The following is a 20,830-nucleotide window of genomic DNA, read 5'->3' as shown; positions in this document are numbered from 1 at the left end:
ATTAATAACATTCCCCTCACGCGTTCTGTATATCCATGTCATTTATGCCAATACGCGCCAAAAATCCAGCTTTTAATTTATATCTATCCCCTGCTTTGCTTGCTAAAATATCCTACATACTTAAAAATAAAATGCACACAATACAAGAGTGAAAGTGATTCGTTTTTGCATAACACATTGATAAAGGATACAATTACCCAAAGGATAAAAGCAATGAACCAAGAGACTACAGTTCTACAAGATGCTTTAGAGCACCTAGAAAAGGCACTTAGAACTTTAGAGATCACCATAATAAACCGCAATGCCGTTATTGATAAAAATAACGAATGGGAAGAAGAAATCCAACGAATGAATGCTGACCGCAGCCATCTTGCCCAAGCGCTTGACAAAGCTGAAGCCCAAATTGAACGCTTAGAGTCCGTAAACAAAGAAGTTTCCAAACGTCTTATTAAAGCAATGGAAACAATTCGTGTTGTCATTGATAGATAAAGGTTTGAATGTATGGAAACTGTTTCCGTTACCATTGATGGTAAAAATTATCGCATGGCTTGTAATAAAGGACAAGAACGTCATCTTATTGCGCTTGCGGCTCAATTAGATCAATATATTACACATTTAAAGAAAAATTTTGGTGAAATCGGCGACCATCGTTTATCAGTTATGGCCGGCATAATGATTATCGATGAAATGGAAGAGATAAAACGAGAAAATAAAAAATTACAAGAAGACTACAATGCTCTTTTACGACTCCACAATGAAAGAGACCGCACCATGGGGAAAATTATGCGTGACACCACACAACGCATTGAAAATCTCACCAACCAATTGCTTAAAGATGATCCAAACAGCACAAACATTCAAGAACAAGACCAGAAAGACTTCTAAACGCACATCAGCGCGTAACAAACCAGCGATTTGACTTGCCCTTCCACACCTGACAGAATAAAAATTCTAAACCCTCTACCAGTTCTAAAACAGTCTGGTTTCTTTATCGAAAAGATTCCAGTGACTCATCATTTATAAAGTTCATTTACACTTAAAGCTTGATAAAAAGGCTCTCCCTTGAATATTTCACCTACACACAAATACTTCATAGTATCAAGGAGGCTTGCCTTATATTACCATGCTTCAAATGAAGTGTCTTTCAGCGTAACGGACTAACAAGAGCAACATCATTGTAAATGAGTCATATAAATTACAACAGCAACAAACAAATAAAGCATCCTCCAAAAACAAACAACTCTATGCATATTTACCCATATTCCCCATAAGCTGTAATCCTATCAAAAGTTCTTTTTCCCTAGAATAGCATCAAGCAGATTTATATATTAAAAATAACTTGATCCTATTATCATAAAACACTGTCATTTGATGATAGATGATATAAGCACCATGCAGTCTCTGCCCTGAAATATCCAGCAGACGAGAACCGCACCAAGAAGGGCCATATTGTGTACAAATCAGCGTGGGTTTTAGAATTTTCATCCTTGAGAGCAGGAAAAAAGCCAAACTAAAAGATTATGTTAATCTCATACAACTTCAAACATCACAAACAACAGTAATAGTTTTTGCAAACATTCTCGACCGCCATCTTTATCCTGATAACACAACACTCTATACTCTATCCCTCTCCTCCACCCTAAAAACCTCCACACCTGTGAAAGTGGAAACCAGCACCATCATACACTTTACCAGCCCTCATTGTTGCGACAGTCCTTGGCACTAAAAACGATTCATAATTGGTACAGTTTTACCCGCAAGGCACACCCGCTATTGCCCACCCATTTATGACGTGCAAGTGAAGAGTTATCATTGACTCAACATGAACAAGTTTCAAATGAGAGAATCTTACGATATTGGGGTTCTAATTCAAATTGAACAATGCTATATTATCATTATAAATCAATATGTTGCAAATGCTTCGACAAAGCATATTTTAAAAACACATTCACCCATCACTTTTTCTCATAACATACCAGTACGATTTTTTAGGCACATAATTTTAACTTTATTCAATTCTGTTTGCAAAAGTTTAAAATGGGAAAAATTTCAAGGCTCTTATCCAAAAAGCGAAAGAATGAACTCTCATTATCAATAAACATCTCGCTCGTATAAACATCAATAAAGCATCCCCAATCTGTCTCAATGAAATAAAAGGGGGGCTCCCATTAAATGCCCTACCGTAAGCTTCCTCAGAACTAAAACAAAATCAACAGACAACATCACCGCATCTGCTTCCATCCCCAAACTGGACGACCTAACGCAATACCTTTCTATCTTAGGATAGGAGATAAAAGAATAATGGGTCTATGGAGGCATTCACAAGAGGCGCACACCCGTTGTTTTTAAAGCCTGTTCAAAGGCGCATGAAAAAACACCATGCGTAAACGGCTCAAATCCCCTTCGTTCCATCTTGGGAGACAGAAGCAATACGCAAGAGATTTGTCGCACCAGGCGTTCCAAGGGGAACACCAGCTGTCACAAGGAAGCGATCTCCCCCTTTGCAAAAGCCTTCCTGAAATGCAATAGCTGCTGCTCGATCAACCATATCCTCTAAACTCCGTGCATCTTGCGTGACCACACAATGAAGCCCCCAAACTAAAGCCAAACGCCGTGCTGTTTCCACAATGGGCGATAAAGCAATAATCGGTCTATTAGGGCGTTCACGAGAGGCGCGCACCCCCGTTGTTCCTGAAACCGTATAAGCAACGATAGCGGATAGCGCAAGTGTTTCAGCAATCTGACGCGCAGCAAGAGAAATCGCATCCGTTCCTGTTGATTCTGGTGCAGGATGTTGTGCCCCAACCTGAGCGGCATAAGTGTGATCTTGCTCAATTTGCCGCGCGATTCGGTCCATCATAAGCACAGCTTCTTCAGGATAACGACCAGAAGCAGATTCAGCAGACAACATCACCGAATCCGCTCCTGCATAAACGGCTGTAGCAACATCTGAGACTTCTGCGCGTGTGGGAACAGGAGATGTGATCATTGATTCGAGCATTTGTGTTGCCACCACAACCGGTTTTCCAGCTAAACGACAAGCTTTTATCAACTCCATCTGAAGTGCAGGAATCCTTTCCAGAGGCATTTCCACACCGAGATCACCCCGTGCAATCATAATCCCATCGGAAATTTCAATAATCTTCTCTATATGCTCCAAGGCTTGAGGCTTTTCGATTTTAGCCATCAAAGACACCTTGTTTTTCGTCAACTGACGCACCGCTATAATATCTTCTGGACGTTGAATAAAAGAAAGCGCAACCCAATCAACAGGGTGCTGTAAAAGAGCCTGAAGATCCTCCTTATCTTTTAAGGTCATCGAATCAAAAGGCAAAATTGTATCGGGAAAACTCACACCTTTTCGATCAGAAATACGGGTACCAGAAACCACGCGGCACTGAACAAAGTGATCATCACATACTTGCGCGCGCAGTTCCACTCTTCCATCATCAATCAACAACCGGTCCCCTGGTTTAACAGCCGCAAATACATCCTCATGAGGGAAAAAAACACGCTGCGCATCGCCAAGAACATCGCGATTATCTAATGTAAAGCTTTGCCCAACACGCAAATCTTCTTGCCCCTTAGCAAAACGCCCCACACGCAGTTTTGGCCCCTGAAGATCCACCAAAATACCAATGGGGCGTCGAACTGTTTTTTCAACTTCTCGTATAGACTCGACCAAATCACCCAGCATATCACGATCAGTATGGCTCATATTAAGACGAAAAACGTCTGCTCCTGCCCTAAAAAGCTTCTCAATCATCAAACGAGAAAAAGAAGAAGGACCAAGAGTCGCAATAATTTTTACTTTACGTGCACGTTTCACGGTGGAGAATTTCCTGAAAGAGAAGGTATAACTGAATTGTTTAACAAAGACTCATCCGTCAACTGTACCATCCAACTGGTTTGATTTCCGGTATCGATCTCTTTAAATTCAGCCTTTTGATATCCTCGAGGGAAACAATCATGAACCCCTTGAATAGTAAATTGGCTATCTTGCACACACATGGTCACAGAGCCTGCCCAGTTCCCTTTTTTTTGTGCCCCTTCCGCATAAAAATAATAAAACCGTGAAGCAAGAGGCCCCTCAATTAAAGTTTTACATTCCGTCACTGGTACCGTCCACCAGCCTTCGCTCACCCATCCTGAAAATGTACGATATCCAAGAGCAACCCCTACAGACTGCTGGGTTGTATTACAAACTCTAAAGTCAGCTTTTGCAAAAACAACAAGGGGAAACAAGAGCAAAATGCTCAAGAGAAAAACTTTTAATCCTTTCTGAAACACCCAATATCGCTTTTTTAAAATCACAAAACTTCCTCTATAATGCCAAATTCTCAAAACAAATTACACATTTCTTTTTTTTAAAGCTTTTCAAATCTAAAACGTATATTTTTATATTTTTCTTTTTATAGCCCTTTTATCAATGCATATATCTTAAAAATTTTACAAAATATTTAAAGTCAATTTGTAAAAAAGCTGTGTAGCTTGATTTACTTTTTATTTTCAAGCTTTTTTAACACAAATTCGTCGTCGAAAAACAACTTAAAATATATAACCTGGAGAAAAATACAATGAACGATACAGTAACCGATCAAACACACGCTATATCCGTAAACCAATTACGCTCTTTTATCGAACGTATTGAACGGCTAGAAGAAGAGAAAAAAACCATTTCTGATGATATTAAAGACGTTTACACTGAACTTAAAGGCTCTGGTTTCGATAGTAAAGCTGTTCGAAGCATTATACGGCTGCGTAAAAAAGAAGAACATGAACGAATGGAAGAAGAAGCAATCATTGAGCTTTATAAAAATGCGCTTGGTATGAATTAAAACCATTGATAACGTTGGAAATTTTTTTAAGAAAAGAAAATGCAAAAAACAAATGGCAAAAAACAAATGAATGTATAAAATTTTACCCAATAATAAGCAGTTTGTGTAACTTGTAACGAGACTATCGGTCACAGAATACACAATATTGCAACAGCCCTCACATTTAAAAGGATTTATACAGAGAATTTTTATTCTTATTCTTCAATCATTGTTTATCCACATAAACCCTCACTTGTATGCCAATCTATGCCAACTCAGTTTGTGATGTGCAAGAGAGGTGTTTTTATGATTAAACATCAATAAATTTGAAGTGAGAAAGTCTTCCGATATTGAGGACTCTCTTCAAATTAAAAAAATGAGTTATGATGATAAATCAATTTCTTATCTACGAAAAGAAACATATGAAAATAGTCAGCAGTTGAAATCCGCTAAACGAGAATCTGAACTGTTTACAAAAGAAGAGGTGGTTAAAGATCTTAGTCTTTTAGGATAGGGAAAAATTCAGCATATTTACACATTTGATAAAAAGACCCTTAACAAAACTTTATTCGAATCTATTAACGGACTCATAAAGATCATTGATTCGAGAGGTTAGAATGTGATCTTTCCATTTTCCAGAAATCATCAAATAGTCTTTGGCATAGCCTTCTTTTTCAAAATGAAGGCGTTTTAATAAACGTTCGCTTTTTATGTTCTCAGGTCTATAATTTGCCATCACTCTATGTAGATGATAAACATGAAAGATATGGCGTATTAGAGCCGATAAACTCTCAAACATAAGACCTTTTCCTTGTTGTTTTTCATCAAGAGAAAAACCAAGATGACAGGCTTGAAAAACACCCCGAACCACATTTGTAAAGTTAACAACACCGATAATTGTATTTTCATTTTTTAATCGTACAGCATATCGGTATGCTTGTCCTTGTACGCTTTCACAAGCAAATGCATTGGCTCGTATTTCCCAAGCTGTTAGGCTGTGATAACCATCAGATCTAACAGGTTCAAAAGGACGCAGATGATTTGCATTACGGAGGTAATAAGAAGACAGCTCAGCTGCATCTTCTAAACCGATCAATGTGGAAATTGTTCGCTTTGTTTTAATTGCCATCATTTCCTCCTCCTAGAAATGTTACAATAACACGTTGATTTATCCTAGAAAATCATCATTTTTAAACTTAAATTATAACATCAAATACAGTAAGCTTTCCTCATCACAACACTTCTTACGTTAGAATCAATGAGGATCATTTGCTTTTCCATCATAAGCGGGGGTGGTATGTTTAAAGCATAAGGTAAAGACAAGGGCATGTTTCTTATGAATGCTCTCAAATTCCAAGGGGCGCTATAGCAACACTAAGAGCGAGCAAAATATGCAAGGGAATTGGCGTACTTCCATATACGAAATTTTGAAAAAACTCACGGCAAAGATAGTTTTGTTTCTTTGTCTTGTAAGCTCAGAGCATGCTTGTTTTGCGCTACCATATCACTACCCCCACATACAAATCCCACTGACCATCGCCTTAAGGTGCTATATGTTACAGTGCGATCTAAAAAGTCTCTGCCATAACCCGTCAACAACACTGTTCGCGCTAAATCAGCCACAAACTCTTGTAACAAATCAAAGAAAAGCGATGATGCAATACGAATTAAAATGCTTAGATCTTAATATCTGAAACATTACCGTGAACGCGCTTCCATTTCTTCGCGTAAAATTTCAAGCTCTAACCATTCTTCTTCTTTTTGTGTGCAAGTATTTTTCTTTTTTTCCAACGCTGTTGATAAACGCTCAAAACGCTCTTTATCACTGCGATAAAGGGCTGGATCAGAGAGTTCTTGCTCAATTTTTTTGATTTCGTCCTGCAAAACAGCAATTTCTTCAGGCAATTTTTCTAATGCATAAACCTGCTTATAAGACAATTTACCTCGTGTTTTTTTCTCCCGCCCTATCAAGCGATCATCTGTTGATGTGTCCTGCTTTGAAAGCTCTCCCGTATGAGATTTTGAAGGTGCTTTACGTTGCGATAATTCTGTTCTTTTGCGTTGTAAGCGAAGAGCATGCTGGTTTTGCGCCATCATATCACTATAGCCGCCCGCATACAAAACCCAATGACCATCACCTTGAGGTGCCAACATATGCGTTACAGTACGATCTAAAAAGTCTCTGTCATGGCTGACCAACAATACTGTCCCCGCAAAATCAGCAATAAATTCTTGCAACAAATCCAAAGTTTCCATATCCAAATCATTGGTCGGTTCATCAAGAATCAAAAAGTTTGCAGGACGAGAAAGAAGTCGTGCAAGCATGAGGCGTGCTCTTTCTCCCCCGGAAAATTCTTTAAGGGGAGTGCGTGCTTGTTCCGGTGAAAATAAAAAGTCTTTCATATAAGAAACCACATGCCGCTCCAGCCCATTGATCACAAGAGTATCACCTCTTCCTCCCGTTAAATAATGCGCTAAAGTTTCTTCTTCATTTAAAATACGTTGCTGATCAAGCAATGCCATGGAGAGGTTATAGCCATGCCTCACCGTTCCATTATCCACGGCTTCTTGCCCAATTAATGCAGAAAGGAGCGTTGTCTTTCCGATACCATTGGGTCCCACCAACCCGATTCGATCACCCCGCTGAATACGCAAAGAGAAATCTTTCACGATAATGCGATCACCATAGGATTTTGAAATTTTCTTTGCTTCAAGCACCAATTGCCCAGAATCATGACTTTTCGCTGCTGTCAAAAGTGCATTTCCCGGCTGCCCTTTATAGGTTTGATGACGCTGTCTTAAGTCTTTTAATTCGCCTAAGCGCCGTACATTACGCTTACGCCGTGCGCTCACGCCATAACGCAACCATTGCTCTTCACGAGCAATTTGGCGCCCCAATTTATGCTGTTCGATGGCTTCTTCTTCCAGTGCTTTATCACGCCAATTTTCAAACTCAGAAAAACGCTTTTCCAGTCTTTTGGTTGTGCCACGATCAAGCCATACCGTTGACTGCGTAACATTTTCTAAAAATCGCCGATCATGGGAAATCACCACAATCGCTGAACGCAAAGAAGCCAAAACAGCTTCCAGCCATTCAATAGTTGGTAAATCAAGATGATTGGTTGGTTCATCTAAGAACAAAATATCGGGTTTTGCAGCAATGGCCCGTAACAATGAAACACGCCGCTTTTCACCTCCCGAAAGCGTTTCCAATTTTTCCGTCCCAGAAAAACCTAAATTTGTGCGAAGCGTATTGATCCACTGGACATCAGATGTATCGTCCAGCCCTGCTTCCATATAAGCATTAATATCTTCAAATCCTGAACAATCGGGATTTTGTGAGACATAACGGATTGTTACTCGCGGGTGGCGAAAAATTTCGCCACCATGAGGCTCTAATATTCCTGCGGCAATTTTTAATAAGGTTGATTTTCCACAACCATTACGGCCAACCAACGCAATACGTGCCCCCTGCTCAACCGATAAAGAAGCTTGATTGAGCAAAGGCGTTTTTCCAAAATTTAAGAAAATGCGGTCAAGCCGCAGAAGCGGCACCGCCATTAACGAACGCGGCGCGGACAAGGTGCTTTATACATTCCCCCTCTTGCATCACGGTAAGCACACAATTGCCGTACAGGAACTCTCTGTCCACAAGGTGCTTGGTAAACATGCCCTCTACGACCACGATACGTGCACAATTGTGATGCCTGTCTTTGTTGTTTTCTTTGATTTGCAGCTGCACCTGTTACTGTTCCAGCCAAAGCACCAAATGCTGCACCGGTCAGTGCTGCTCCAGGCGTACTTCCAGCAATAGCAGTTCCAGCCAAAGCACCGATTGCTGCTCCTCCTACGCCGTAACGTGCAACGCGTTCATCGTTTGTAGTACAAGCGACTGAACTGAAACCAATGGCTGAAACAACGGCCACTTTAAAAATTGATTTTAACATATCAAAACCTTTCCTTCTCAAGATCAATACATATATCGTTTATGTCGGCACTTCATCACTAGGCCCCCCCCCTGCCTTATTCAAAATATATTGGAAGAGCTTTATGGAATAGGCACAGACGCTAACAATATAGCTTTTCCAGAACCTAAATGGCAAGAAAAGGTTCCACAAATACGGTTAGAAAGTGTTAAAGAAGAGCCAAATAACACATTTTTATCACAAACTGGCCATTTTACCCCTTTAAGAGTTAAACCTTTTAAATCAGAAAAACCGATAAGACTAAACAAACATCCCTTAGGCAAATCATACGAACAAGGCTTTGGCAAAACCGGCCAACCTTCTTCCAAACCGCTTGTCAACAACACTGAAATACCCCTTTCAGCCATCATCAACGCTTGCGTCATATGAGAAAGGCTATGATCACTTCGTTCCCCTCCCAAAGCACCGCATAAAATAAGCTTTTTAGCACCCTTTTGCAGCGCTCTTTCACATGCCAGAGCACTATCTGTCATATCTTTATCAGAGGGAAAAACTTCACGCGGAACATGACTATATTGGCGGATTAAATTCTCATCTGATGAATCAAAATCTCCTAACCACAACTCAGGCGTTACATTAAGCGTTGCCGCATGACGCATACCACCATCCGCAGCAATCACCCGACTGTTTTGAATTTGATTAAGCAAACGATCAGTGATATAAACATCGCCATTTAACAATATCGTAAATGTTGTCATGCCATACTTTGCCTTTCACAAAATTTCCTCTCTAGAGCACCCTTTTTATAAATAAGAGCCTTTTTTTATAAACAATAACCGTGATATATCTTTATCCCTAAAGCTTATCTTACAACAAACACACGATACAAAGATACAAATGAAATTTGCCAAATTACACTGCAGAAACAACGTGCATCGTGATCCAATACACCCTATTTTTCAAGAAAATTTTCTTTTTCGCTCGTGCTTGTATAAAGCAACTTTCATAAGTTTAACGTTTCTCCTTTCCGCTTGTCATACACCCTTTTCTCAAAATGAAAGGCTTTCTTCCACTTCTTCTAAAACGATCAAACGTACCAACAACCACAATATCTATGTCACATTAAGCGCTCTGCAACACCCACGTATTTTGCAAATGTATGGTGGCGCTTATCATGATGCAAAACTTGAACACCTTTTAGCAAAAATTGTCCGTAAACTGGCAGTTGCATCACATAGTTCTCATCAAAGCTATTCTGTCACAATTTTAAACTCAGAAACTGTTAACGCATTTGCACTCCCCAACGGCTCGATCTACATCACTCGTGGTATGCTGGCATTAGCCAATGATTCTTCAGAAGTTGCAGCCATTTTAGCCCATGAGATAGCGCATATCAGAGCCAATCATGGCATTTTACGCCTACAAAAAGAAGCTCAATTAAAGATGACCAATCACATGTCTTCACATCTTCTTTCTTCTATTGGCAAAAAACTTCATAACCCTATGCAAAACAAGCAACAACTCGCGCAATTTTCCCGCAATCAAGAGCTGGAAGCTGATTCCATTGCGCTCGAAATGCTCCAACAATCAGGATATGATCCTTTTGCTTCACCGCGCTTTCTTCAAACAATGGAAGCCTATAGTGCTTTTCGTAATATCTCTGGCACCCAAAATGCCTCTCTAGATTTTTTAGCCTCCCACCCAACCACCCCTCAACGCATTCGGCTTGCGATAGAAAAAGCGCGTAAAATCAGTAAAGGGAATAGTAAAATATCCGATCATGATTCTTTTCTCAAAAGCATTGATGGCATAATTTTTGGAGGAGGCTTTTATACAGGTTTTGTACGAGGCAACCAATTTATTCACCCACAATTGCGCATAGCTTTTTCTGTTCCAAACAATTTTACAATAGAACATTCAGCACACACTGTTTGGGCCAGTGGACCAGATAAAATTGCGATTCGTTTTGACGCTATTCCACATCCTGCTGAAATATCTGCGAGTGATTATTTGAAAAGCGGCTGGATTATCGGTCTAGACCAATCATCTATCCGCCCCATCACAATTCAAGGGCTCCCCAATCAAGAATTTACGCGTCAAGGATTCCAAAGCCAAAGTTTACTTGGAGCACGGGCCCATGCTACCAATGAGCAATGGCAATTTGATGTAGTTGTCATTCCATTCAACAACCACATCTTTCGTTTTTTGACGGCCGCCCCACATAATTCTCGAAATTTTGCAGAGGTTGCCCAAAAAACGCTACAAAGCTTTCATTCTCTTTCATCTTCACAGTTAAAAAAATTGCAGCCCTTAAAAATCCGTGTTGTCCGTGTTAAACAAGGAGAAACCGTTGCAAATCTTGCAGATAAAATGCAATACACACCATATAAAGAAAAACTCTTTCGCATTCTCAACGCCCTCTCACCAACGCAAACTTTACCCGCAGGTGCAAAAGTGAAAATTATTACAGAATAAGCCTTTCTTCTCATCTGTTACAGTTTTGATTCTTTTCTGTCTGTATCACGCCCTCCCCCTTAAAGCATATTCGAAAATAAAGAGGAACACTTTAAAATCCAACTTCATCATGCCTTTATAGGCCTCCGTTTGATATATATATTTCCTCTAACTAACAGCCCCTATCTTCCTCTGTTTATCAGTAGCGCTCCCAAGAAGGCATATTCCTAAACAAATTCGGCCATCCCCTAAAACTGACTTTATCATATTCTCATATGCCCCCACTTAATATATTCTCTTTCCTCCCCCCAAAAGCCCTTCACTACTTATATATCGTAAGCATCTTCTGAATGAATCGTAAGGAGAGCAGAACGCAATTTTTGCAAAGCCCTAGCTTCAATTTGACGCACGCGCTCTTTCGAGATTCCTAACTTTTCACCCAAAACTTCGAGAGTCGCACCCTCTTCATTTAAGCGACGAAAGCGAATAATTTCCAACTCCCGTTCGTTGAGAATTTGCAACGCATCGTAAAGCCATTGTGTACGCCGTTGACCATCAATGACTTGCTCAATTAAAGCATCAGGAAGAGGACTATCATCCACCAAAACATCCATCTTAGCAATGGGATTATCACTGTTCTCAGAAACAGAAACACTCAAGGAATTATCAGAACTGGAAAAACGAAAATCCATTGTTTCAACATCGCGCACGGAAACACCGAGTTTTTCAGCGATTGTGCGAAAAATATCCTGTTTTGACAAAGCACTATCATCTTGTATCAGTTTTGCACGCAAACGCCGAAGATTAAAGAAAAGTGCTTTTTGCGAAGAACTGGTTCCCCCTCGAACGATTGACCAATTTCGCAAAATATAATCTTGAATAGAAGCGCGTATCCACCATGTCGCATACGTTGAGAAACGCACTTCCCGATCAGGTTCAAAACGTGCAGCAGCTTCCAATAGTCCGACATACCCTTCTTGTACCAAATCCCCCAATGGCATTTTGAAACGTTTAAAGCGATTAGCAATAGCAATCACTAAACGCATATGAGCCGCTGCAATTTGATGCATGGCATCATCATCACGTTTGTCTTTCCACCGCAGAGCCAAATCATGCTCTTTTTGCCGTTCAAGATAAGGTGCTTGCATAGCAGAACGCATCATATTACGTCCTAAGCTTTTGTCTGCATCGCTATAATTTTTGCTGCTTTTATAAACAGCATTTGAAAGATTACCCATAATAACCCCTTGCGATTAAAATTATCAAAATTGATTTGGCAACGACATCATTGTTCTTTTAGTTCTTAAAAAAAGAACTCAAAAGTTGTTAACTTCTGTACGTGCTACTTTAGCGTGTAATTTTATAATCGCAATTGTTTTTTTCATTGTCATGGTAAAACTTCTTGTCATAAGACATAATTTCACCTACAAAATGCCCCTGCATTATGCCTTTTAGCCTATGAAACGTTTGAAAAAACTTTTTCTTCACTTTTCATAACAAAATAGCAAAAAAATAAAATGATCAGGCAAAACAAATGCTATTTTTTAATGACCGATTCCTTTTCCTTTTAAATTGAAGATTTTTTCAGCTTTCAGCTTTACAACACAACCAATAAGTGTAATTTACAAATATAAAACATCCCAACTGAATGAAAACTGAATAAAAAAGAAGCATCTAAATTTTAAAGGCGCAAAAAGAAGCATCAAAAAACGACAAGAGTGATTGAAGAAAACACAACAAACGTGTTAAAGAAAGAGCATCATTATGAAATTGTCGCACAAGGCTTTTTACCAGTGTCGCATTGAGAAAGAAAATGATCATGGATAGCAAGATTGTTCAACAGAATGAGATTCTTCAGGATGATATTCTCATTGAAAAACACGGAAAGGGTAAATTTGAAGGTTTTCGTTTTTATGCTAACCAAAACAGCATTGATCAAACAGCTGAGAATCAAATTTCAACAGAGAGTGAAAATGAAAATTTGATTCTTGCTTTTTCCAAACGCGCAGTACGTTTTTGTGCCTGTGCAAATGGAAATTTTACTCTCAGTTCTGATGGAATTGTACGCTGGATTGGTCAACCTGTGGGAAAACTTGTGGCAACAGAAGATTTTTTCAAACCAAAACTGATTGTTTTAGCAGATGAACAACTCACAGGAGAATCGCGCAATAACGTTGTAAAACGATTAGAGCGCTTTGTAACCTTTCATTTTGAAACGACTTTAAAACCCTTATTTGATTTGCGCAATGCTGATAACTTAGCGGATTCAACAAACAGTCTTGCCTTACAACTTGTTAACTCTTTAGGGATTTTACCCCGCCGCGAAGTTTTAAACCTTGTCAAAGGTCTTGCGCAAGAATCACGTGCCGTGCTTCGGCGTCTAGGCGTGCGTTTTGGCGCTTTTCATATTTATGTTGCAGGAATGCTTAAACCCGCTCCGGTTCAAGCCATAACCCTCCTATGGAACCTTCAAAATGCAGAACAAAACCAAACTGGTTTGGGTGAAGTTTTCGCAGCATTATCTGCTGGTCGAACCTCTTTGATTGTTGACCCTACCTATAACCGCCAATTTTATCAATTAGCTGGCTACCGAATCTTAGGACGACGTGCTGTACGGATTGATATTTTAGAACGTCTTGCCAATCTCATTCGCCCCGCACTTCATTGGAAACAAGGAAGTGATCCCAAACCCGATGGCGCCTATGATGGCAAAAGTTTTTTTATTACACCAGCCATGATGTCTATTCTTGGAGCCAATACAAACGATATGGAAGAAATCCTCAAAGGGCTTGGCTATCAATCGTACAGCATAAGCAATGCTGTTTTTGAACAAAATCTCCTTGCACACAAAACCTCTTCGCCTGTCAATGGGACAACACAAGATGTTCCTGCAGCAGAATGCGTTGGCCATCAATGGCAAACAATAAATGCTTTAGAAACAACACAAGAAGAAAAAAACACCTCATCCTCTTGTGTTGAAAAACGCCCCAATAACATCAATCGTTTACCAGCAGCTGAACCTGTTGGGAATTTTGCCAAGCCCCCCCTCCCTGCAGCAGAAGATAAAGTTATTTTATTATGGCATTATAGGCATCAACTTCACCACCGCACACAAAAAAAACGTGATAAATCTGGAAATAAGTGGCAAAATAAACCAAAGAGTGCTCTAGAAAAAAACAGAAATGAAAATTCTCCTCACGAAGCACTATCACAAACAAAACATTCTCATAAATTCCAAAAATCCCCAGGCAAACGTGCAAATCATAAGCCCTTTCAAAAAGAAAAGCGCCTTAATCCTGATTCACCTTTTGCGAAATTAGCAGTGCTACGCGATCAACTCACCAAAAACACGCACACGCTTTCCTCTAAAGAGCATTAAAGTAACAAATGGAGTTTGATTTTGGCTTATGTAGTAACTGACAACTGCATTCTTTGCAAATATACTGATTGTGTTGAAGTGTGCCCTGTTGATTGTTTTTATGAAGGTGAGAATATGTTGGTCATTCACCCCGATGAATGTATCGATTGTGGTGTTTGTGAACCAGAATGCCCAGCAGAAGCGATTAAGCCTGATACAGAGCCTGGGCTTGAAAAATGGTTAGAACTTAATCTTCATTATGCAAACAAATGGCCTAATCTGACCACCAGAAAAGCTCCTCTTCCTCAAGCAAAAGAAATGGATGGCGTTTCAAATAAACTAGAAAAGTATTTTTCAGAAAATCCAGGAGATGAAGAATAGTAATGGTACAGTGTACAGCCTTCTCTTTCAACAATTTGAAGCCTTTTCTTGTAAAAATAAAAAAAATCCTTAAGCGAAATGATTGATTCTTTTGATGTTTGATGTTAGTGTTATTTTAACATGATCATCTTTCTAAGTATTTTTCTTTGCTTTTTGTAGTAAAGACATTTTTGTTGGATTTAAAAGTACGCGGCTTTTATGCTCACTTAATTGATACGATATACTTGGTTAAAGAAAACTCAACCCTCAGGTTTATAACCTGTTTTCCGATACATTTGTTGATCATAAGGGAGTAAACTACACTATGGCATCCCAACATGGAACACCCTCCAAGACTAAAGAATTTGCAACCTTTGAATATATTGTCTACCCTACTCATGGAGTTGGACAAATTACAGCCATTGAAGATCAAGAAGTTGCAGGACACAAATTAAAACTTTTTGTCATTCATTTTGCGAAAGATAAAATGGATGTCAAAGTCCCCATTGCAAAAGCCCTTTCCGTTGGAATGCGTAAATTATCTGCTGGTGATTCCGTTGAACGTGCCTTAAAAATCTTACACGGGAAAGCACGTGTTAAACGAACCATGTGGTCACGTCGTGCGCAAGAATATGACGCTAAAATCAACTCAGGAGATCTTATTTGTATCGCCGAAGTCGTCCGTGATCTTTTCCGCTCTACTCTACAACCTGAACAATCCTACTCTGAGCGTCAACTCTACACTGCTGCTCTTGAAAGAATGGCCCGTGAAATTGCGGTTATTAATAATCTTTCTGAAACAGAAGCGATCAATCTCATAGAGATGCATCTTTCCAACAAGCCAAAACGTGAATTTAAAACTGAGAGAGAAGAAACAGATGAAGACAGCAAAGCTGTCTACGCTGCATAATACACTCTTTCATCGTAACGGAATATTTTGATAAGACCAGCTTTTTGCTGGTCTTATTTTTTACACTCTTTGTGCTCTCAAGGACAAAGTTTTTCAATCAGCCACCAATCTGTAAAAAGTTTAATTGGTCACTAAGGTCCACCTTAGGCTGACTCCTCATTTGCTTATCACTATATATAACACATTGATTTATAATAATATAGCATTATTCATATTAAATTAGAACCCTAAATATCGCCTAAATATCGTAAGATTATCTCATTCGCAATCTTTCTATGCTAAATCAATCAAAATTACTTGCTTGCACATAACAAGCGAGGCAGACATATGGATAAAAACTGTACAAGAAAGGACTAAAACGCCTATAATAACCCCTGTCAAATGCCAAGAGCTGCAAGTTAACATTGAAGGCTAGCAAAGTATATACAGGAGTTGGCTTGCTCTTTTATGAAGCATAACGATGATAATACTCTATGAAGTTTATACACTTCACCAAGACTTTACCATTATACCCTCATAAGCGCCGTTATAAAATGGATACCACAAACATTGAGAAACATTAAAAAAAGTGCTTGAATGTACAACACAAGCATATTTTGTCTTGAACGTTCTATTTTACATGAAAAGCATACCCACCAAAACGCGATAAACAAAAGCATAAAATAAACTGTAATCTCCATTCTTTAAAAGAGATTCCTTTAGATACTTTTGAAAGCTGTAAAGCTAAATTAAAAAATGACAATAAGAATGAATGTTGGCATTTACCCTTGCAACTTTATATTTTTCCAAAATGAGGTTATATTTCCATTTCAAAGATTATGCAAAAAAATACATGCAGTATTCTTATGTCAATCGAACACACAAAATCTAGAACGAAATCATAAAGCCTTTAAGAGGCTCAATCTCTATTTCAAAAATACTGCTGAGAATTGGATATTGATCAACAGACAACAAAAAACACAAACTGTATAAGGTAAACAATACCATAAAACCATTAATAAACCGGCTATGGATTAGAGAGCCATACCGGCTTTATAAAACACTTTGCAAAATCCCATACATGATAAATCTGATTTTACGTTTACTTACTTTATAAGCTGTTCGTAATAAATCCCTTATATTCATCAAGATAAGAAAAATATATGAACAGAAAGCGTGATGCTCATAAAAAATTCTTATATGCCTTTATCATCAGAAAAATTAAAGCTTATTGAATAAGCACACCCTCTGTTTTGCAACGATTTTCTTTTTTCTGCTTATAAGAGAACACGTTAGCACTATCATACAGTTAGCCCCCAATCTCGCAACTCAGCTTTACATTTGAGAGCCTTCATTACAGATATTTTTTCCTTTCTTATACAGTTTTTGCCTCCATACCAGCCCCTTTATAACGTATAAGCAAATGATTGTCATTGATTCAGCATGAAATAGATTTGAAATGAAATAATCCCACGATAAGCCTTTCATTCAAGGCGCAAAACAATGAATTATCTATACATCAATGTTATATTGACATAGGACACTATTCTTTTACTGAAAAGCGCATGCCACAACATAAATTCTATGGATAAACCATTGCCTTAATATTCATCCCATATTCTCATAAAACACACTTCATGCATCAAATCTTACATGGTTTTATATAACCACCCTAAACAACGATATTTTTCGGTCTAATAGGATTAGAAATATACGTCCCCCTAAAGTAAATATATGAATAAACTTTAGAACGATACAAATGGAATATACAATTTTGCAATTATGACAACATTGATTATTTTTATTCTTGCCTTTTATCTTCTCTAGAAGAAAACTCTTTAAAAATCTTTTTAAGAAAAATGGCTCCATTACTAAGCTAACTTATACCGACACCAATAAAAAGCTCTTAACTCAGTCATCATAAAAGAACTGTACACAAACAATCCTTGTCTAGCTTCTCAAGAAAACAAGAAAATCTCTCCCACAATAGTATCATTTTCTACGGAAAAATCTCCCTCACACACCCACTTTAAAGCAAAAAGTAAAAACGCACCCTGCTCGTGCATTCACCGTTATATCAAAGGAAGCCTATTTCTGGAAAAGAGATAAAACGCTCAGTCTTTAACCACTAAAACGGAACGCCCGCGATACATTCCCGTTTTCAAATTAATGTGATGAGGACGACGCAAGGACGCCTCAACACCCACCTTAAAGCAAAAAGTAAAAACGCACCCTGCCCGTGCATTCACCGTTATATCAAAGGAAGCCTATTTCTGGAAAAGAGATAAAACGCTCAGTCTTTAACCACTAAAACGGAACGCCCGCGATACATTCCCGTTTTCAAATTAATGTGATGAGGACGACGCAATTCACCAGAATTTTTATCTTCGATATAAGTCGGCGCCTTCAGAGCATCAGCCGAACGGCGCATGCCCCTCTTCGCTGGAGAGGTTTTTCGTTTAGGTACAGCCATAAAAAGACACTCCAAATCCATTAAAACAGAAAAAGCAATGTCGAAAATGACAATGCTTCAGTTAAAAACATCATAAAATTTGAAGATATTATACACTGATAAAAAAGAAGAGGCAATGTCAAAATGATCCTCCTCTTACCAAAAATGACCTTCCTGTTATCAAAAATGGTGTCACAATAATCAAATGAATATCAAAAACACTGCAAAATTTAAGAAATTTATACACCAATGAAAGCTTTTTTATAAGCCCTTCATTCAATTTTTATTTGGTTTAAAAAGGGATTTGCGCATACAGTAGAGATACAGATAAAAAGAGAAGTTGATTTTTAATAAAAAACGACGCCACTTTATGAAAACAAGAAAAAGCGACAACCTTTCTCTTTAAACTTCATAATTTCATTTTTGTAAAAACAAAGGAAGCAAGAATGCACGAATTTACCACCCTTCTTGCAAAACATGGACATACCGTTGAAAAGCGGCTTGATACCCTGTTAAGTGATCAAATCCAAAATGGTGAAATTTCACGCCCTAAAAACTTAATCAAAGCCATGCGCTATGGTGTGCTGAACGGTGGAAAACGCTTGCGTCCTTTTCTTGTAATTCAAAGTGCTGCACTTTTTGATGTCCCTGTAGAACATTCTCTTGATGTTGCGTGTGCCTTAGAATGTATCCATTGTTATTCGCTCATTCATGATGATCTTCCCGCTATGGATAACGATATACTCCGGCGTGGAAAACCCACTGTCCATGTAGCATTTGATGAAGCAACAGCAATTCTAGCAGGCAATGCCCTCTTAACATTTGCCTTTGAAATCATTGCCCATAAAGCTAGTAATCTATCTACAGATATTAGAATCAAGCTGATCACGTCTCTTGCACAATCGGCAGGACTTGGCGGTATGTTAGGTGGACAAATGCTGGACCTTGAAGCTGAAAAAAGACCGCAAGAAAGTACTGACATCATCACTCTACAACACATGAAAACAGCAGCCCTGATAAGCTTTGCTTGCCAAGCAGGTGCCATCATTGGCAATGCATCTAAAGAATTAACTGAAAAACTTACTGATTTTGGGACCTATCTTGGTTTAGCCTTTCAATTAACCGATGACCTTCTTGATGTCACTGCCAACACGCAAACCCTAGGAAAAACGGCTGGGAAAGATGAAACGGCACAAAAAGCCACTTTTGTTCATCTTTACGGCATTAAAGAAACCCAAAAAAAGCGAGATACACTCATCAGTAAAGCAGAAGCATTCTTACATCCTTTTGGCGCTAAAGCACTCCCCCTCCAACAAGCAGCACACTTTAGTGCAATACGCCAAAATTAAACTTCATCCGCCCTATTATTTAGTACACCATCATATTTATTGAATGCATAATAGACTTTTCAAAGAAACGTTACCATTAATCTCCATTATAGTCCTTATCATGAAATGGGTGCGACAAATCTTAAGAAGAATTTCATTAAAACAAGCCGCGTGAATTTATAACACAAATGCATTCTGGGTATCCTATTTTGCATAAAAAATGCCTTCCATTAAAGACTGAAAGAAACAAAATGTGAAAATGCATAATCACCATGTTTTAAAAGATATTACAGTGGATGCTTTAAAGCCGAATAAAAAACAACCGAAAAGAGGAAAACTCATTTTCTCCTTTATGTCTTTAATCTTCTAACGATAAGGCAAAAAATAAACAGGATAAGTATAAAACAGGGCATTTCATAAACCCGCAAAAAACAATAAAAATGCCGATTGGCTTTGTAGCCTTATCAAAGTCATCTGTTGTTTATTGCCAACCCTAGGAGTACACTGCCCTCAGTAGGGAATCATAATTTTTACGCCTTTCCACGCTATCTTGTTGTAAAAGATCAAATATGGTTACATTCTGTAAATTCACTCGTGTATTGCTTGCTCTTTAAAAACACTTTTACAAAAATGCTCGTTGTTTAGGTTCAAGTATCATTTTTTTGAAGTCCGTATTTAAAATATCAGAAAAAATGAATATAATCGCTATCTCGGCTTTCATATCGCCCAAAGAACAAAGTTTCTTACCCCAATTTGCCCTGTAAACAGTCTGGATTCTTGTCGAGTAGATCCCACCTAACTTTCCACGCATGTGATTCACTTAAACTAAAGACTCGATATATTCACTACGCACTTTAAAAAAATACTTAATGTATCAAGCAGGCTACCTTCAGCACACTTCAAATAACAGTGTTTTTACAGTATAATAGGGTAAATAAAGTCATCAACTTCAATAAAACGAAAAACTAAAGCAGTATTATTACCGACATCTCTTTTCTTCGCAAGGAAACCACAAAAAATAATAATCTAGGGTCATTCAACTTGAATAAGAACCCTGAACACTGCAAGATTTTTTTCATTTCAAATCTGTATATGTTGAATCAATCAAAACCATTGGCTTGCACATCACAAGCTGGACTTGGAGTGTGGATAAAAAAACACCAAAAAAAGAGCTAAAAAATACCTCTTCTGAATCGTCTCAAGAGCCAAAAGCTTGTCGCAACATCAGGGGCTAGAAAAGTGAATG

General features: G+C 38.5%; 16 protein-coding genes and 1 pseudogene. 8 read left to right on the top strand and 9 right to left on the bottom strand.

Features of this window, described 5'->3' with window-relative positions:
• The first annotated feature begins 213 nt into the window (after positions 1-213).
• A complete protein-coding gene (locus ACFIKI_RS05735; RefSeq protein WP_005774573.1) occupies positions 214-489 on the top strand; it encodes a DUF4164 domain-containing protein in 276 nt (91 codons plus the stop codon).
• Positions 490-501: 12 nt separating this feature from the next.
• Positions 502-885, top strand: a complete 384-nt coding sequence (locus ACFIKI_RS05730) for a cell division protein ZapA (protein ID WP_375666246.1) — start codon at positions 502-504, stop codon at positions 883-885.
• A 1,507-nt stretch (positions 886-2,392) separates the two neighbouring features.
• Here ACFIKI_RS05730 and pyk read toward each other — a convergent pair.
• Together pyk and ACFIKI_RS05720 are read right to left on the bottom strand one after the other, a co-directional pair.
• Entirely contained in the window at positions 2,393-3,829 is a 1,437-nt protein-coding gene (pyk, locus tag ACFIKI_RS05725; RefSeq protein WP_375666245.1) for a pyruvate kinase, read from the bottom strand.
• Positions 3,826-4,314 carry a DUF1036 domain-containing protein gene (locus tag ACFIKI_RS05720; protein WP_273790491.1) on the bottom strand — a complete coding sequence of 163 codons (489 nt, stop codon included), beginning with the start codon at positions 4,312-4,314 and terminating at the stop codon, positions 3,826-3,828. Before ACFIKI_RS05720 ends, pyk begins: the two co-directional genes overlap by 4 nt.
• A gap of 263 nt (positions 4,315-4,577) precedes the next feature.
• Here ACFIKI_RS05720 and ACFIKI_RS05715 point away from each other — a divergent pair, with 263 nt between their 5' ends.
• The gene (locus ACFIKI_RS05715) at positions 4,578-4,838 is read left to right on the top strand and encodes a DUF2312 domain-containing protein (protein ID WP_005774567.1); all 261 of its coding nucleotides are present in this window, start codon (positions 4,578-4,580) and stop codon (positions 4,836-4,838) included.
• 544 nt (positions 4,839-5,382) lie between these two features.
• Here the strand turns inward: ACFIKI_RS05715 and rimJ are convergent.
• The 4 genes from rimJ to ACFIKI_RS05695 all read right to left on the bottom strand — a co-directional run bounded on the left by rimJ (position 5,383) and on the right by ACFIKI_RS05695 (position 9,501).
• Positions 5,383-5,946: a ribosomal protein S5-alanine N-acetyltransferase gene (gene rimJ, locus ACFIKI_RS05710; protein ID WP_375666303.1), complete on the bottom strand. Its 564-nt coding sequence runs from the start codon at positions 5,944-5,946 to the stop codon at positions 5,383-5,385.
• A 569-nt stretch (positions 5,947-6,515) separates the two neighbouring features.
• Complete coding sequence (locus tag ACFIKI_RS05705) at positions 6,516-8,378, bottom strand: ABC-F family ATP-binding cassette domain-containing protein (RefSeq protein ID WP_375666302.1); 1,863 nt, start codon at positions 8,376-8,378, stop codon at positions 6,516-6,518.
• Positions 8,378-8,764: a hypothetical protein gene (locus tag ACFIKI_RS05700; RefSeq protein WP_375666243.1), complete on the bottom strand. Its 387-nt coding sequence runs from the start codon at positions 8,762-8,764 to the stop codon at positions 8,378-8,380. The genes ACFIKI_RS05705 and ACFIKI_RS05700 overlap by 1 nt, the downstream gene beginning before the upstream one ends.
• Positions 8,765-8,865: 101 nt before the next feature.
• Entirely contained in the window at positions 8,866-9,501 is a 636-nt protein-coding gene (locus tag ACFIKI_RS05695; protein WP_375666241.1) for a thiamine diphosphokinase, read from the bottom strand.
• 139 nt (positions 9,502-9,640) lie between these two features.
• Here ACFIKI_RS05695 and ACFIKI_RS05690 point away from each other — a divergent pair, with 139 nt between their 5' ends.
• Positions 9,641-11,218, top strand: coding sequence for a M48 family metalloprotease (locus ACFIKI_RS05690; RefSeq protein WP_375666239.1), 1,578 nt, complete (start codon positions 9,641-9,643; stop codon positions 11,216-11,218).
• A 305-nt stretch (positions 11,219-11,523) separates the two neighbouring features.
• Here the strand turns inward: ACFIKI_RS05690 and ACFIKI_RS05685 are convergent, their stop codons facing one another.
• Positions 11,524-12,435 (bottom strand): RNA polymerase factor sigma-32, encoded by a 912-nt coding sequence (locus ACFIKI_RS05685; RefSeq protein WP_375613183.1) that lies wholly within the window; start codon positions 12,433-12,435, stop codon positions 11,524-11,526.
• Between the two features lie 581 nt (positions 12,436-13,016).
• Between ACFIKI_RS05685 and ACFIKI_RS05680 the strand changes: the two genes are divergently transcribed.
• The 3 genes from ACFIKI_RS05680 to ACFIKI_RS05670 all read left to right on the top strand — a co-directional run bounded on the left by ACFIKI_RS05680 (position 13,017) and on the right by ACFIKI_RS05670 (position 15,825).
• Positions 13,017-14,576, top strand: a complete 1,560-nt coding sequence (locus ACFIKI_RS05680; protein ID WP_375666237.1) for a hypothetical protein — start codon at positions 13,017-13,019, stop codon at positions 14,574-14,576.
• Between the two features lie 21 nt (positions 14,577-14,597).
• A complete protein-coding gene (gene fdxA, locus ACFIKI_RS05675; protein ID WP_375666235.1) occupies positions 14,598-14,936 on the top strand; it encodes a ferredoxin FdxA in 339 nt (112 codons plus the stop codon).
• A gap of 304 nt (positions 14,937-15,240) precedes the next feature.
• The gene (locus ACFIKI_RS05670; RefSeq protein ID WP_375666233.1) at positions 15,241-15,825 is read left to right on the top strand and encodes a CarD family transcriptional regulator; all 585 of its coding nucleotides are present in this window, start codon (positions 15,241-15,243) and stop codon (positions 15,823-15,825) included.
• Between the two features lie 2,093 nt (positions 15,826-17,918).
• On the opposite strand, the pseudogene ACFIKI_RS05665 reads toward ACFIKI_RS05670, so the two are convergent.
• Positions 17,919-17,993: pseudogene (locus ACFIKI_RS05665) on the bottom strand (50S ribosomal protein L32); the annotation flags it as partial.
• Positions 17,994-18,097: 104 nt separating this feature from the next.
• Positions 18,098-18,277, bottom strand: coding sequence for a 50S ribosomal protein L32 (gene rpmF / locus ACFIKI_RS05660; RefSeq protein ID WP_375666231.1), 180 nt, complete (start codon positions 18,275-18,277; stop codon positions 18,098-18,100).
• Between the two features lie 425 nt (positions 18,278-18,702).
• Between rpmF and ACFIKI_RS05655 the strand changes: the two genes are divergently transcribed.
• Complete coding sequence (locus ACFIKI_RS05655; protein WP_375666230.1) at positions 18,703-19,605, top strand: polyprenyl synthetase family protein; 903 nt, start codon at positions 18,703-18,705, stop codon at positions 19,603-19,605.
• Positions 19,606-20,830 lie beyond the last annotated feature (1,225 nt).

This window comes from Bartonella sp. TT121SHDZB (assembly GCF_042193415.1).
GTDB lineage: Bacteria > Pseudomonadota > Alphaproteobacteria > Rhizobiales > Rhizobiaceae > Bartonella.
Note: the sequence above shows the minus strand (reverse complement) of the source record. Positions and strands in the feature narration are given on the sequence as shown.

Bases quoted from the DNA above. Each gene is read 5' to 3' on its own strand.
- ACFIKI_RS05690 (WP_375666239.1), top strand. From the start codon at position 9,641: ATGAAATTTGCCAAATTACACTGCAGAAACAACGTGCATCGTGATCCA.
- ACFIKI_RS05680 (WP_375666237.1), top strand. From the start codon at position 13,017: ATGGATAGCAAGATTGTTCAACAGAATGAGATTCTTCAGGATGATATT.
- ACFIKI_RS05730 (WP_375666246.1), top strand. From the start codon at position 502: ATGGAAACTGTTTCCGTTACCATTGATGGTAAAAATTATCGCATGGCT.
- ACFIKI_RS05735 (WP_005774573.1), top strand. From the start codon at position 214: ATGAACCAAGAGACTACAGTTCTACAAGATGCTTTAGAGCACCTAGAA.
- rimJ (WP_375666303.1), bottom strand. From the start codon at position 5,946: ATGGCAATTAAAACAAAGCGAACAATTTCCACATTGATCGGTTTAGAA.
- ACFIKI_RS05670 (WP_375666233.1), top strand. From the start codon at position 15,241: ATGGCATCCCAACATGGAACACCCTCCAAGACTAAAGAATTTGCAACC.
- ACFIKI_RS05715 (WP_005774567.1), top strand. From the start codon at position 4,578: ATGAACGATACAGTAACCGATCAAACACACGCTATATCCGTAAACCAA.
- ACFIKI_RS05695 (WP_375666241.1), bottom strand. From the start codon at position 9,501: ATGACAACATTTACGATATTGTTAAATGGCGATGTTTATATCACTGAT.
- rpmF (WP_375666231.1), bottom strand. From the start codon at position 18,277: ATGGCTGTACCTAAACGAAAAACCTCTCCAGCGAAGAGGGGCATGCGC.
- ACFIKI_RS05685 (WP_375613183.1), bottom strand. From the start codon at position 12,435: ATGGGTAATCTTTCAAATGCTGTTTATAAAAGCAGCAAAAATTATAGC.
- ACFIKI_RS05705 (WP_375666302.1), bottom strand. From the start codon at position 8,378: ATGGCGGTGCCGCTTCTGCGGCTTGACCGCATTTTCTTAAATTTTGGA.
- ACFIKI_RS05700 (WP_375666243.1), bottom strand. From the start codon at position 8,764: ATGTTAAAATCAATTTTTAAAGTGGCCGTTGTTTCAGCCATTGGTTTC.
- ACFIKI_RS05655 (WP_375666230.1), top strand. From the start codon at position 18,703: ATGCACGAATTTACCACCCTTCTTGCAAAACATGGACATACCGTTGAA.